This window comes from Ensifer sp. (assembly GCF_031989085.1).
Classification (GTDB): Bacteria; Pseudomonadota; Alphaproteobacteria; order Rhizobiales; family Rhizobiaceae; genus Ensifer.
In genome coordinates this window covers 892,503-906,081 of record NZ_DALZXU010000002.1, presented here as the reverse complement: position 1 = coordinate 906,081, position 13,579 = coordinate 892,503, and the positions used below count along the sequence as shown (strand labels likewise).

Annotated in this window: 11 protein-coding genes; 8 read left to right on the top strand and 3 right to left on the bottom strand. The window is 63.9% G+C overall.

All coding sequences use genetic code 11. The features are described from left to right. Positions 1-2: 2 nt before the first annotated feature. Genes RTP54_RS16935 through RTP54_RS16925 form a run of 3 tightly spaced genes read right to left on the bottom strand, consistent with a single transcriptional unit; the run spans position 3 to position 4,565 of the window. Positions 3-941 carry a glycosyltransferase gene (locus RTP54_RS16935; RefSeq protein WP_312364326.1) on the bottom strand — a complete coding sequence of 313 codons (939 nt, stop codon included), beginning with the start codon at positions 939-941 and terminating at the stop codon, positions 3-5. After that, positions 920-3,193: an exopolysaccharide transport family protein gene (locus tag RTP54_RS16930; RefSeq protein ID WP_312364324.1), complete on the bottom strand. Its 2,274-nt coding sequence runs from the start codon at positions 3,191-3,193 to the stop codon at positions 920-922. Before RTP54_RS16930 ends, RTP54_RS16935 begins: the two co-directional genes overlap by 22 nt. Before the next feature lie 46 nt (positions 3,194-3,239). Next, positions 3,240-4,565, bottom strand: a complete 1,326-nt coding sequence (locus tag RTP54_RS16925; RefSeq protein WP_312364322.1) for a polysaccharide biosynthesis/export family protein — start codon at positions 4,563-4,565, stop codon at positions 3,240-3,242. A 332-nt stretch (positions 4,566-4,897) separates the two neighbouring features. Here RTP54_RS16925 and RTP54_RS16920 point away from each other — a divergent pair, with 332 nt between their 5' ends. From RTP54_RS16920 to RTP54_RS16885, 8 genes are all read left to right on the top strand, one after another. Further along, positions 4,898-6,076 (top strand): glycosyltransferase, encoded by a 1,179-nt coding sequence (locus RTP54_RS16920; protein ID WP_112807759.1) that lies wholly within the window; start codon positions 4,898-4,900, stop codon positions 6,074-6,076. Between the two features lie 110 nt (positions 6,077-6,186). Next, on the top strand, positions 6,187-6,399 hold the full coding sequence (locus RTP54_RS16915) for a hypothetical protein (protein ID WP_112807761.1): 213 nt from the start codon (positions 6,187-6,189) through the stop codon (positions 6,397-6,399). Between the two features lie 328 nt (positions 6,400-6,727). Next, entirely contained in the window at positions 6,728-7,255 is a 528-nt protein-coding gene (locus RTP54_RS16910; protein ID WP_112807763.1) for a DUF992 domain-containing protein, read from the top strand. A 297-nt stretch (positions 7,256-7,552) separates the two neighbouring features. Continuing rightward, positions 7,553-8,548: an LLM class flavin-dependent oxidoreductase gene (locus RTP54_RS16905; protein ID WP_112817740.1), complete on the top strand. Its 996-nt coding sequence runs from the start codon at positions 7,553-7,555 to the stop codon at positions 8,546-8,548. Between the two features lie 23 nt (positions 8,549-8,571). Continuing rightward, positions 8,572-9,936: an LLM class flavin-dependent oxidoreductase gene (locus RTP54_RS16900; protein WP_312364315.1), complete on the top strand. Its 1,365-nt coding sequence runs from the start codon at positions 8,572-8,574 to the stop codon at positions 9,934-9,936. A gap of 19 nt (positions 9,937-9,955) precedes the next feature. Next, a complete protein-coding gene (locus tag RTP54_RS16895) occupies positions 9,956-11,146 on the top strand; it encodes a M20 aminoacylase family protein (protein ID WP_312364313.1) in 1,191 nt (396 codons plus the stop codon). Positions 11,147-11,169: 23 nt separating this feature from the next. Continuing rightward, positions 11,170-11,721, top strand: a complete 552-nt coding sequence (locus tag RTP54_RS16890; protein WP_112807769.1) for a GNAT family N-acetyltransferase — start codon at positions 11,170-11,172, stop codon at positions 11,719-11,721. 47 nt (positions 11,722-11,768) lie between these two features. Next, a complete protein-coding gene (locus tag RTP54_RS16885) occupies positions 11,769-13,544 on the top strand; it encodes an amino acid ABC transporter permease/ATP-binding protein (RefSeq protein ID WP_312364311.1) in 1,776 nt (591 codons plus the stop codon). The last annotated feature ends 35 nt before the right edge of the window (positions 13,545-13,579 follow it).

The following is a 13,579-nucleotide window of genomic DNA, read 5'->3' as shown; positions in this document are numbered from 1 at the left end:
TATCACTCGAGCCCTTCGACGTTTTTCGGCGCGAGCCGACCGGCAAGCAGATCGAGGAATGCGCGGGCATTGCCGCGCAAGCGCCCTTTCCGGTCGACCCAGGGCTCGGGTCTCCAGACCTTGACCACATTGGCAATGAGGTTGCGCACGATCTGCACGCCGGCATGCCGGATGCTCATCGTGTCCTTGCGAATGAGGTAGATGGGATTGGCGATCTGCGAGTAGCCGAACTTGATGCCGGGGGTGCGCGCCTTCTTGGTCCCGAGATGAACGCCGACGAGGCTGTCTGCCTGCACCACGCGACCGAGCGTTGCTGCCAACCGGCTGAAATCGACGTCCTCAAGCCAGCCGTAGAGCGGCAGGTTCTCGTCGAAACTGAGTTCCGCGTCGCGCGCCGGGCCGGTCCTGACGGCCATGTTGCAGCCATAGGCGTTGTAGATCGGCTTGACGGTCGGCGCCGGCCGCGGCTTCGCCAGGTCGGCCTCGATCAGTTGCAGGCCGCTGTCGACCGAAATTCCGGGCCCGATGATGCCGTCGGCAATCAGCGTGCCCGTGGCGACCACGACATCTTCGTTCTCGGAGAACAGCCGCCCGACCTCTTCGATATAGGAGGGCGCCATCAGGAAGTCGTCGTCCAGAAACAGGATGACATCCGATCTGGCAGCGGCGAGGATACGGTTGCGTTGCCGGCAGCTGCCACGTTCGGAGATGATGACGATGACCCGGGCAGAAAGCCCCGCGACGCAGCTGGGATCCATGTCCTCCGGCGACGACAGGCAGACATAGATCTCGTCCGGCTGTCGGGTCTGCCTGCTGATGAGGGGCAGGACGGCGGACAGGATGTCCTTGCGTCCGCAGCTCGGGATGCCGATCGCGACCGTCACCGGGCGGGCTTCGGGACGGCTTTCCGTCTCCGGTATCATTTTCTGAACTTGCGCCATTGTTTTCGGTCCCAGCGGATGTTGGTACGGCGAGGGCCGTCGCTTCTGTTGGAAATGACGCCGAGCAGGGCGACGCGCGACTTGCCGAACGTCGACAGCGCCTCGCTCAACCGTTCGACGGTCATCTTGTCGGATTGTCCGAGAACCACGACGATGCCGTCGAGATAGGTACAGATGACGCGGGTGTCGGCCGAATCCTCGAAACCCGACATGTCGACGATGATCACCTTGTAGCGCTGCCGCAAAAGTTCGAGTTCCGACTTCAGTGCCGGCAGGTGGCCGTAGCGCTGGTGGGCGACCGCGGCCTTGCGTGTCTGGTCGACCGTCAGGACCGGCACGCAGCGCACCGCCTTGCCGTCGAAGTCCTCGACATGCTGCGCCGCCTCGCTCGACCGCCTTCTGGAATACTGGCCGGGAATGCCGAGGATGCGCAGGCTTTCCATGCCGAAGCCGGCGCCGTCTTCCGTGGTCACGCGGCTGAGGCGGGAACCGACGAAATCCGCGTCGACGAGCAGCACCGAGGTTCCCTCGTTCATGTAGAGCTGGGCGAGGTTGGCAGCGATCGTCGTCTTACCCTCGCCGGGGCCGACCGAAGTCACGCCGATCACGGCCGAAGCATTGGAGGGGAAGGCGGAATCGACCGAGTTCTTGACGCCGCGCAACGCCTCGGAAAACCGGGAGTAGGGCATGTCCAGCACCGAGCGCAGCGGCAGCATGGTGGAGGCGATCGGCGGCTGGTGGGGGCGCGGACTGCTTCTGAACATCGGCACGTGCCCGAGCGAGGTGATGCCGAGTTCGGCGCGCAGCCGCTCGCTGGAGCTGACGCGCCGGTCGAGGCCGTCGCGCAGGACCGACAGCATCAACCCCGTCGCCAGTCCGAACATCAGGGAAAACGGCATGATGGTTGACGGCTTGGGCCAAGTCTTGCTGAGCGGGGCGGTGGCCGCCGTCACGATACGGGCCTTGCCGAGAGGAAAGGACTGCTTCTGCAGCGCGCCAATCAACTGCTGGAGAATGCCCTCATACATGTTGCGATAGGTCGTTGCCCGGCTCTCCATCTCGGAGAGTTCGACCCGGGCGACATTCTTGCCGGCGCCAGTCGCCGTCAGATTGGCAAGTTCGCTTTCCAGGAGCTTCTCCCGGGTCTTGGCGATCTCGACATTCGACTTGTAAAATTGCTCGATGCGCAGGAATTCATTGCGAAGCGACGCGTCAAGCCGCGCAATATCCGCCTGTGCAGCGATAATTGCGGGGTTTCCACTGTCGTAACGGACTTTCAGATTGTCGAGCTTGGCGGCCGCGAGCCGCATTTCCTCGTTCAGTTTCTGGATCTGGGGATTGTCGAGACTGTCGTTGACGCTGGCAACCATCGTGTCCTTGGACATCAGTTGTTGCAGGGTCATCAGCTTGGCCGATTCAGCCGCCGTCGCGGCGCGCGCCGCCAGCATCTGGCTGCTGAGTTCCGACAGCTGCTGCTGGTCGAGCGTCGATGCGGTGCCGACCGTGGTGATGTCGTTCTTGGCGCGAAATTCCTCGACGGTCATGGCCGCGGCGCGCGCCTGCGCGCCGACTTCGATCAGGCGGCTTTCGAGCCACTTGGCGCCGCTTTTCGCGGCGTCCGATCTCTCGTTCATGCCGGTTCGGATGTAAGCGCCGGCAATGGCATTGGCGGTCTTGGCAGCCTTTTGCGGGTCGGTCGAGGAATAGCCGATCTCCAGCACATAGGATTGCCCGACACGCCGCACGGTGACGCGTGACAGGAAGGCGGCCATGGTGCGGCGCATCAGATATTCATCGTCTGCCGCATCGCCGTCGGCGCTCTTGGACCCCGACGAAAACAGCGCGCCGATCAAGCCGCGGATCGAAACGCCGCCACCCACGATCTCGGGATCGTTGGTCAGGTCGAGCTGTTCGATGACGGCGCGGGCGATCGCCTCGGACTTGACGATTTCGACTTCGCTGGCGATTTCGGCGGCCTCGATGATGATCGTCCCCGTCGAGGCGTCCTGCGAGGCGATGCGGCCCTGTTCGGGGTCGATTACCAGGCGGACTGTCGCGGTGAACGTCGGAGCGGTATTGAGGACGTAAAGGACGCCGAGCGCCAGGCCGATGATCGCACATATGCCGATGCGCACGAGATGTCGCCGCAGGAAGTCCGAGACGTCACGGAAGGATATGCTCTCCTGGCCGGCCGATCGCTTGGCCTCGAAGCTCTCATCCAGAACGATTTTCGAGATATCATGCACGACCATTGCTGTTCCCCACGAAATACATTGCGCCTCAGTCGGTCAGCTGTTGCTACTGGGACTGTTCGATGCCCACGGATGTCAGAAGCTTGTTGTCGAGCGCCGCCGTCAGCGCCGAGCGCACGTCGAGCACGTCGCCTGGAACCAGCAGCGTCGCTTCCGTGACTTTCACAGCCGGGTCCGTGCCGCCGCCATGGGTTATCCAGTACTCCAGCGGCTCCAGGTCCATTGCCTTCATGTCGGCGAAACGGGAGAGGGACGCACCGTTGATCTGCAGCAGTTGCAGCGTCGTGCTGCGCTTCAGCTTCAGATCCTCGATCGATGCTTCCGTCGTCTGCAGGTCGCGACCAGCCTCGGTGCGGCGCTGACCCTGCAAGGTCACCGCATCGCGCTCGGTCTCGCTGAGCTTCTGCTTGGCGCGCATGGCGGCGACCTGGAGGTCGAGCTTCTCGCTCTGCAGCTCGGCGACGATGCGCTCGAGAGCCGTCTGGCGCGACTTCGTCACGGTCTGGTCGCTCACCAGTTTCGATACGCCTTTGAGTTCGTCCTGGGAAATGTCGATCTGATGCTGCTGGACGGTCGTCTTTTCCTCCAGCACGTCGATTTCGTTCTTGAGAAGCGCGCCAAGTTCGGCAAGGGAATCGAGCTGGCGGCGCATTGCCTCGAGCCTGGCGTCGAACAGCGTGCTCTCGTCGCGCACGATCTGCTGGATGGCGGCGCCGTTGGACGTCTTCAGCGCCTGGGGAAACTCGACCTTGGTGCTGTCGGTGAACTCTGCCCTGAGCCGGGCGCGCCGGGCGGCCAGCTGCATCATCTCCAGTTCCATCCGGTTCAGTTCGCCGGTGTAGCGGATCTGCTCCATGTCGGAGTAGCCGCCTGCGGGGTTGGTGCGGCGCTCGCGCCCACCGGCCATCGCCACCGCCTGCATCACCGTCATGCCGGGTCGGAACTCCAGTTCGCTCGGCCGGTCGACGAGGCCGGTCACGTAGATCATGGGATAGCGGACAACCTCGACCGAGGTCTCCGGCGCCTTGCTGAGGCCGGTGCGCTGCTTCAGGAGATCGGCAATGGTGGCCGCGAGTTCCGCGGGCGTGCGGTCACGGGCCTTGACTTCACCCACGAGCGGCACCGAAATCGTGCCGGCGGGCGACACGACATATTCGCCGTTGAGCGCGGTCCATTCCTTGTATTCGCCTGTCGCTGCGACCCATTCGACGATCGCGACCTTGACCCTCGTCTGCGGCTGCAATCGGAACACAGGCTCGGCATTGGCCTGACAGAGCGGGGCAAGCGTGCTCAGGCCGATTGCCAGACAAAAGGTCGAAGCGCGGCCCAGCGACGACAGGCGGCGGAGAAGACGGTGGTCGGCATGGGGCATGGGGCCTCGCTGGTGTTCCTGTGCGCAACCGGGCCGGACTGCTCAAAGTCCGGTGTGGCGTATCGGAATGATTGTCGGCCCAAAACGCGTGAGGTAAATTCCCTGCCGTCTAATCGCGGCTAATCCCTTTAGGGGAATGGCCCTAAACCCTCGGCACCATCGGATAGGGTGACCCCGGCAGCCTGCCAAATGCCCCTCGGTGGCGGGTAGCCCCTAAACCTTTCGAGTAGGACACTCGTTCCTTCGGATGCACGCTCGGACCGTTCTTGGCTCTGTGCACGCGTGCCCCGTGTGCCCCATGCTGCAGCAGGATCATTGCAGAGGGGAGCGCTATGCGCGTCGCAATCGTTCATTACTGGCTGGTATCGATGCGGGGCGGGGAAAAGGTGATCGAATCGCTTTGCGATCTCTATCCCGAGGCTGACATCTTCACTCTGGTCTACGATCCCGGCCACGTGTCGGACACGATCAAGAGGCACAAGATCACGTCGTCCTTCCTGCAGCGCATTCCCGGCGCGATCGGGCATTACCAGTCGTTCTTGCCGCTGATGCCGTTTGCGCTCGAAAGCCTGGACCTCAGCGGCTACGACCTGATCATTTCAAGCGAGTCCGGGCCGGCGAAAGGGATTATTCCGCCGCCGCATGCGGCCCACATCTGCTACTGCCACTCGCCGATGCGCTACCTCTGGGATCACTACCACGCCTATCGGTCGAGCGCGGGCCTGCTGTCGCGCATGATGATGCCGGTGCTGGCGCCGATGCTGCGCAGCTGGGACGTCAATACCAGCATGCGGGTCGATCGCTTCGTCGCCAATTCCCATCACGTCGCAGCCCGGATCAGCAAGTATTACCGACGTCCGGCGACCGTCATCTACCCGCCTGTCAGCACGGAGGATTTCGCGCCATCGACGCAGATCGAGGACTTCTATCTCTGCGCGGGCCAGATCGTTCCCTACAAGCGGATTGACCTTGCGGTCGAGGCTTTCACGAAGATGGGCAAGAACCTGGTCGTGATCGGCGACGGCAAGGAACAGGACATCGCACGGTTGAAGCGCATGGCGGGCCCAACGGTAACCTTCCTGGGACGGGCGCCGTTCGCGGTCCTGAAGGAGAAGCTGGCGCGCTGCCGCGCCCTGGTTTTCCCCGGCGAAGAGGATTTCGGCATCGTGCCAGTCGAGGCCATGGCCAGCGGCCGGCCTGTCATTGCATTCGGGGCGGGCGGTGCGCTTGAAACCGTTGTACCCAACCTTACGGGTCTGTTGTTCGAGCACCAGAGCGTCGAGGCCCTGATCAAGGCCGTCTACGCTTTCGAGGCTCGCGAAGACGCCTTCCGTCCGGAGATGATCCGCGCGCACACCGCGCAGTTCAGTGTCCGGAAATTCAAGTCCGGCATGCAGGCCGTCATCGACGACGAGCTTCGCCAACGCCGGGCACTTCCGTTCGGCGACGGTAAGCTCGCAATCGGCGGCTTTCAATTGCGCGACGCCGAAAGCGCGACGCCGCTGCACTGAGGACGAAGCAGGAGGCTGCGCGTTTTCGGCCGGCGCGACGGTAGCCGGATAGCGATGGTCAAACGGGAATTGTCGGCGTGCAGTTTAGCCGGCTGTCTGGGGGAGTGGACATGCGCATGTTTGTACGTCGGCTGGAGGCATTCAATCGAGATGAGCTGCCGGCATGGCGGGGCGTCCCGCTCATGTCGTGGCAGACGCTCCTGTTGGTTCCGCGTCTCGCCGAATACGCGCTGATGTATGTCGTCGGCCTCTGTGTCCTTGCGATCATCATCGCCTTGATCGGCATCGGGTGGCTCACCGGCCTCGATCGCGGGCCGGGCTGACCCGATTGCACTGCTTGTGCTTGCCCGCTCGCAACGCGTCCGCCACCGTCGCTCATGCGGCATTTGCGCCACACTGGTCCCGCGCGCTCGCCCTCCTATGTCTAACGTAGCGCAGCTGCCTTTGGCACGTGTCGGCGGCGACTGCTGTTCCGGTCAAGTGTTCTCCGGGAGCAACAGTCCGCCACAAACTTGCATGAGGCGCGCGCGTGTCCGGCGCGGTGCCTTCGAAATGTCCGATCGGCATTCAACGGTGCGATCTCTGTTGCTCGAACCTTTCTCCCGGAGGATCGAGTACCGTGATCAATAACGACCCGAAAAGGAGCGAACCATGAAAAAGAGTCTTGCGATGACGCTTGCCGCCACCTCCCTGGTGTTTGCCGGTGCGTGGGCTGTCAATGCGGCCGATCTTGCGACCTACAAGGAACCCTACAGGGAACCCGACGCGCGCGGTGGCGTGAAGATCGGCTACCTCGATTGCAGCATCGCCGGCGGTGCTGGCTATGTGCTCGGCTCCGCCAAGGAAGTCGATTGCGTCTTCCGCTCGACCGTCGGCGCCGAAGCTTCCGATCGTTATGCGGGCGCGATCCGCAAACTTGGCGTGGATCTCGGCTTCACCACCCGCAGCCGGCTGATCTGGGCCGTGTTTGCTCCGACCGCCGGCTACCACAAGGGTTCGCTCAGCGGCATCTATCAGGGGGCGACGGCTGAGGCGACCCTCGGGGCCGGCGTCGGCGCCAACATCCTCATCGGCGGGACGGCCGGCGCCATCCACCTGCAGACGGTGAGCGTGACCGGCCAGATCGGTCTCAACGTTGCCGCGACCGGCACGTCGATGACGCTGACCTCGGTGAACTGATGCCTGATCGGCGCGCGGCAAAGCCGCGCGCCGATACCTGCCTCTTTTGTCTTCGCCGCTCCTGCTGACCACAGCCAGGTTGTAGTGCTAGCGCCCTTGCCTGAACGGCGCGCCCGTGCCGCCGCTTTCCGCGCGCCAGACACGCCAGCGTACCCGCGCACACCTCGAATCCCCGGCCGCTTTTTTCTCTTATCCCGTGATGAAATAGAAATGCATTTCTTATAATACATATTGTCTATGTGTTTTATAGATTAATGGCGACCGATGGCGGCGCCGAGACAATCTGGAACACACGGCATGTCCTATCTTCTCAGCCTTCTCGACAAGAGCCCGATCGATCCCGGCAGCACCGCCACCGACGCGCTGCAGGCGACAGCCAGGCTGGCGGCGAAAGCGGAGGAGTGGGGCTATCACCGCTTCTGGCTCGCCGAACACCACAACATGGCGGGGCTCGCCAGCTCGGCGCCTGAAACGCTGATCGCCTATCTGCTGGCGCGCACGTCCAGGATCCGTATCGGCTCCGGCGGCGTCATGCTGCAGCATTACAGCGCCTACAAGGTCGCCGAAACCTTCAACCTGCTGGCCGCGCTGGCGCCGGGCCGGGTCGATCTTGGCGTCGGCAAGGCGCCGGGCGGCTTTCCGCTCTCTACTCGGGCGCTGCAGATCGGGATCGATCCCGAACGCAAACCGGATTTCTCCGAGCAATTGAGCGACCTCAACCGCTACCTCGCGTCCGGAAAAACCGACGAAGAAGCATTGCTGGCAACGCCCCTGCCGGCGCAGCCGCCGGAGCGTTTCCTGCTCGGCGCCAGCGTCGAGAGCGCCGAACTTGCCGCTTCCAAGGGCTGGCAGCTGGTGTTCGCGGCCCATCTCAACGGCGATCCGGAAAACCTCGAGCGAACGGTCGCCGCCTATGAGCGTGCGACCGGCGGCGGACGCCCGATCCTGGCGGTCGCGGCACTGGCGGCCGAAAGCGAGGAGCACGCCCGCGAGCGCGTTGCAGGGCTGCGCATCTTCAAGGTTTTCCTCGGCAACGGCCAGAGCGTCAATGTCGGCAGCGAGGAACAGGCCGCCGAATTCGCCCGCCAGGCCGGTGTGAGCGACTACCGGGTGGAAGAAAAGAGCCCCAGCGTGCTGCACGGCACGCCGCGCCAGGTCCGCCAGGAGCTTGATGCGCTCCACCGGCGCTACGGCGTCAAGGAATTCGTGATCGACACGCCGGCCCTTCCCGCGGCCGAACGCTTCGCTTCGATCGAGCTCATCGCCAGAGAGCGGCTTTCGCTCGTCGCCTGAACATCCGCAAAAGGATCCCGTCCATGACCAAAAAGCCCAACTCCGGAAAGAGCGTCACCTTCGGCATCATGCTGCAGGGCCCAGGCGGCCACATGAACGCCTGGAAGCATCCGAGCGGTCCGGCTGACGCCAGCGTCAATTTCGGCTTCTTCGTCGACACCGCGCGCAAGGCCGAGGCCGCCGGCATCGCCTTCGCCTTCGTCGCCGACGGTCTCTACATCAACGAGCAGTCAATCCCGCATTTTCTCAACCGTTTCGAACCGTTGACCATCCTGTCGGCGCTTGCGGCATCGACGTCGAAAATCGGATTGGTCGGAACGGTCTCGACCTCCTACAGCGATCCCTTCACCATCGCCCGGCAGTTCGCCTCGCTCGATCTGATCAGCGGCGGGCGCGCCGGCTGGAACGCGGTAACGTCGCCGCTCGAGGGCTCCGGGCGCAACTACGGCCGCGAGCATCCCGAACACGAGTTGCGCTACGAGATCGCCGACGAATATCTCGACGCGACCAAGGGTCTCTGGGACTCCTGGGACGACGACGCCTTCGTGCGCGACCGGGAGACGGGCACCTATGTCGACAAGACCAAGTTGCGCCGGTTGAACCACAAGGGGCGTTTCTTCCGCATCGAGGGGCCACTCAACATCAGCCGCTCGCGCCAGGGGCAGCCGGTCATCTTCCAGGCGGGCGCTTCCGATTCAGGCATTCGTTTGGCCGGCAAACACGCCGATGCGGTCTTTACCAATGGTGGCCCGATCGAAGACGCGCGAACCTTCTACAAGCAGGTCAAGCAGAGCGCGATCGCGCAGGGACGGCGGGCGGCCGAGATCGGCCTCTTCCCCGGCATCGCCCCGATCGTCGGCGCGACTGCAGAGGAAGCGGAAGCGAAATACCAGGCGATCCGCGCGCTGGTCACGATCGAAGAGGCGTTGCTCTATCTCGGTCGGTTCTTCGATCATCATGATTTCAGCGCCTATCCGCTGGATGAAGCGTTCCCCGATCTCGGCGACATCGGCAAGAACAGTTTTCGCGCGACGACGGATCGCATCAAGAAGACCGCACGCGAGACCGGCCAGACCTTGCGCGAGATCGCGCTCGACGTCGCGACGCCGAAAACAGCCTTCATCGGTACGGCCGAGCATATCGCCGACGAGATCATCCGCTGGGTCGAGACCGATGCGGCTGACGGCTTCATCCTCGGTTTCCCGGTCATTGCCGAGGGGCTCCAGGATTTTGCCACCTATGTGCTGCCGATCCTCGAGCAGCGCGGCTATTTCGACCCGAACCTGAAGGGCGAAACGCTGCGCGACCATTTGGGGTTGCCCTATCGTGAAAGCCGTTATGCGCTACCGGCAGACGCGATCGAGCAGGGAAGGGCCGTCGGCGCCTAAGGCGCCGACGGAACCGCCCATGAACATGATCGTCAAGGACGCACAGGCAGGCGACGCGATCGAGCGCGGCATCGGCGCCTATCTCGAGGAGATCGTTGCGCTGAGACACGACCTCCATCGGCACCCGGAGCTTGCGTTTCAGGAACACCGCACCAGCGCCATCGTCGCCGCACGGCTTCGATCCTGGGGCTATGAGGTCGCAACGGGCATTGCCGGAACCGGCGTCGTCGCCACCTTGAGCCGGGGCGAAAGCGCGCGCCGGATCGGTATCCGCGCCGACATGGACGCCTTGCCGATCGAGGAGGCGACCGGCCTTGCCCATGCGAGCATCCATCGCGGCGTCATGCATGCCTGCGGCCATGACGGCCATACGGCGATCCTTCTGGCCGCCGCCCGTTATCTGTCCGAGGCCGGACGTTTCGACGGCACGTTGCGGCTGATCTTCCAGCCGGCCGAGGAGATCGGTGCTGGCGCGCGCAAGATGCTGTCCGAAGGGTTGTTCGACCGGTTTCCCGTCGATGCCGTCTTCGGCCTGCACAATTGGCCGGGCGTTCCGTCGGGCCAGTTCGGCTTCGTCGCCGGCCCGGCCATGGCATCGGTCGATCAGTGCAACATCACGATCGTCGGCAAGGGCGGCCACGGCGCGGAGCCGCAGTCGACGGTCGACCCGGTGCTGGCGACAGCCTCGCTGATCACGGCGCTGCAAAGCGTGGTGTCGCGCAATGTCGATCCGCAGGAAATGGCCGTCGTCACCGTCGGCTCCATTCACGGCGGCTCCGCCTCCAACGTCATCCCGGAAAGCGTGGTGCTGAAACTCACCATGCGGGCCTTCACAGAAGCCACTCGCGGGTTGCTGAGCGAACGGGTTCCGGCGCTGGCGCGGGCGCAGGCGGCAAGTTTCGGGGCCGTCGCCGAGGTCGATTACCGCCGGGGCTTCCCCGCCCTGATCAACCACCCCGCCGAGACGGAGCTCGCGCGCAGCGTCGCGCTCCAAGCCTTCGGCGCGGACCGGCTCGTCGACGACTTCAAGCCGCGCACGGCGAGCGAGGATTTCGCCTTCATGCTCGAAGAGAAGGCCGGCAGCTATCTCTTCGTCGGCAATGGCGACAGCGCGCCGCTCCACAGCGCCAGCTACGATTTCAACGACGCAATCATTGCGCCCGCCGCCCGCTACTGGGTGCGGCTGGTCGAAACCTTCCTCGCACGATGACGAAAACGGGATTGGCGAAACCCATGAGCGATACGTTTCTCTACACCACCCCCCTCGATCCGCGCGCCAAGCCGCTGATCGACGAACTGATCTTCGAATATGACAGCCGCTACGGCAATTACTTCAGCGACGAGGGCGCTGCGGCGGAACTCAACCGTTATCCGGCGGAGGCCTTCGCGCCGCCACATGGCAATTTCGTCCTGCTCGTGCGCAACGGCGAGACGATCGGCGGTGGTGCCTTCAAGCACTATGACGACCGCACCGCAGAGTTCAAACGCATCTGGACACGGTCCGACCTGCGCCGCCAGGGGCTGGCCCGCAAGGTTCTGCTCGAGCTCGAAGCCCAGGCCGCGCGGCAGGGCTACTCCCGCATCTACCTGACGACAGGCTTCCGCCAGCCGGAGGCCGTCGGCCTGTACCTCGGCAACGGCTACACGGCGCTGTTCGATGTCGAAGCCGATCCGGAGATCTACAGGACGCTGCCGTTCGAAAAGGACATCACCCATCTCGTTGCATCGCTCGCCCTTCTCGCCGAGCCGCCGCCATCGCAGCCGCAGCCTGTCAGCCACCCCTGAGGCCACCGTCCGACGGTCGCACAACCGATTTCCAGAGAGGATGCATCATGGCCATTCTGACCGACTATGACGGCATTGCCGATGCGGGACGAACGAGCGAACCCAATCCGGGTTATGCGCATTACCGCGTCGTGCCGGCCCGCCATCCGGGCCGGGCGCTTGGCACGCTGTTTGCGGCCCTCGTCATAACAGGGGTGCTCTATTCGGTGCTGACCAATCCCCGCTGGGGATGGCCTGTTTTTGCCGAATGGTTCTTTGCCGAACCGGTGCTGGCGGGCCTTGGTCGCACCTTGCTTCTGACGGCGCTCGCGACCGTGTCGGGCTCGCTGCTCGGAACGGCGCTGGCCCTTGCCCGGGTGTCGAAGTCGCCGCTGCTCGGCGGTCTCTCCTTCGGCTATATCTGGCTCCTGCGGTCCATTCCGTTGATCGTGCTGCTGCTGGTGCTCAACAATCTCGGCTATCTCTACGAGACGATTTCCGTCGGCATTCCCTTTACCGGCACCACGTTCTTCAACTATCCGACCACCCAGCTGCTGACGCCGTTTGCAGCCGCGTTCCTCGGTCTTACGCTGAACCAGTCGGCGTTCTTTGCCGAGATCGTGCGGGGCGGCATTCTCTCCGTCGATCACGGGCAGCACGAGGCGGCCGCGGCCCTCGGCCTGCCGCGCCACCGTCAGGCCTTCCGTATTGTCCTGCCGCAGGCGATGCGGTCAATCCTGCCGACAGGCTTCAACGAGATCATCGGCCTCGCCAAGAGCACGTCCATGGTCTACGTGCTGGCGCTGCCGGAGCTCTTCTATACGGTCCAGGTGATCTACCGCCGCAATCTCGAAGTCATTCCGCTCCTGATGGTTGCGACCGTCTGGTACCTGGTGATCATGACCGGGCTGTCGATCGCCCAGCACTATATCGAGCGGCATTTCTCCAAGGGCGCCGTCCGCAACCCGGTGCCGCTGCCGTTCCAGGCCTTCCTATCGCACTTTCGCCGTCCACTCGCAGATGTTGCAGGCAATGGCGCCATCGTCCGGAAGGCCGGCTTTCATGATGCAACGGCCTTTCGTGCCGGCGGTGCCGTCCGCATCCACGGCATCTCCAAGAGCTTCGGTTCGCTGAAGGTGCTCGACGACGTCGAACTGAGCCTGCCTGCCGGCAGCGTGACGGCCATCCTCGGCCCATCGGGTTCTGGCAAGTCGACGCTGCTGCGCGCGATCAACCATCTGGAGCGGGTCGACGACGGCTTCATCTCGATCGACGGCGATCTCGTGGGCTACAGCCAGAAGGGCAACACGCTCTATGAGTTGAAGGAGAAGGATATTCTGAAGCGCCGCGCCGACATCGGCATGGTGTTCCAGACCTTCAACCTCTTCCCCCATCTGACGGTCTTGGAAAACCTCATCGAGGCGCCGATCCAGGTCCGCGGCCTCAAACGCGACGATGCGGTGCGGCTGGCGCAGGACCTGCTGGCGCGCATCGGCCTCAGCGACAAGATCAACGCCTATCCTCGCCAGCTCTCGGGCGGTCAGCAGCAGCGCGTGGCCATCGCCCGGGCGCTGGCGCTACGGCCGAAGGTCCTGCTCTTCGACGAGCCGACCTCGGCACTCGATCCGGAGCTCGTCGGCGAAGTGCTCGATGTCATCAAGGAACTGGCGCGTACGGGCACGACGCTGGTGATCGTCACCCACGAGACCGGTTTTGCCCGCGAAGTCGCCGACACCGTCGTCTTCATGCAGGCCGGCCGCATCCTCGAAGCCGGGCCGCCATCCCGCATCTTCACCGCGGCGGAACATCCTCGCACGCGCGAATTCCTCGCCAAGGTCCTCTGAAATTTCCAGGCGTGCACGCACGTGCTGGATCTGAC

Coding starts and splice junctions, on each gene's coding strand:
- RTP54_RS16925 (WP_312364322.1), bottom strand. CDS start 4,565: ATGCCCCATGCCGACCACCGTCTTCTCCGCCGCCTGTCGTCGCTGGGC.
- RTP54_RS16895 (WP_312364313.1), top strand. CDS start 9,956: ATGAACATGATCGTCAAGGACGCACAGGCAGGCGACGCGATCGAGCGC.
- RTP54_RS16890 (WP_112807769.1), top strand. CDS start 11,170: ATGAGCGATACGTTTCTCTACACCACCCCCCTCGATCCGCGCGCCAAG.
- RTP54_RS16920 (WP_112807759.1), top strand. CDS start 4,898: ATGCGCGTCGCAATCGTTCATTACTGGCTGGTATCGATGCGGGGCGGG.
- RTP54_RS16910 (WP_112807763.1), top strand. CDS start 6,728: ATGAAAAAGAGTCTTGCGATGACGCTTGCCGCCACCTCCCTGGTGTTT.
- RTP54_RS16900 (WP_312364315.1), top strand. CDS start 8,572: ATGACCAAAAAGCCCAACTCCGGAAAGAGCGTCACCTTCGGCATCATG.
- RTP54_RS16915 (WP_112807761.1), top strand. CDS start 6,187: ATGCGCATGTTTGTACGTCGGCTGGAGGCATTCAATCGAGATGAGCTG.
- RTP54_RS16935 (WP_312364326.1), bottom strand. CDS start 941: ATGGCGCAAGTTCAGAAAATGATACCGGAGACGGAAAGCCGTCCCGAA.
- RTP54_RS16905 (WP_112817740.1), top strand. CDS start 7,553: ATGTCCTATCTTCTCAGCCTTCTCGACAAGAGCCCGATCGATCCCGGC.
- RTP54_RS16930 (WP_312364324.1), bottom strand. CDS start 3,193: ATGGTCGTGCATGATATCTCGAAAATCGTTCTGGATGAGAGCTTCGAG.
- RTP54_RS16885 (WP_312364311.1), top strand. CDS start 11,769: ATGGCCATTCTGACCGACTATGACGGCATTGCCGATGCGGGACGAACG.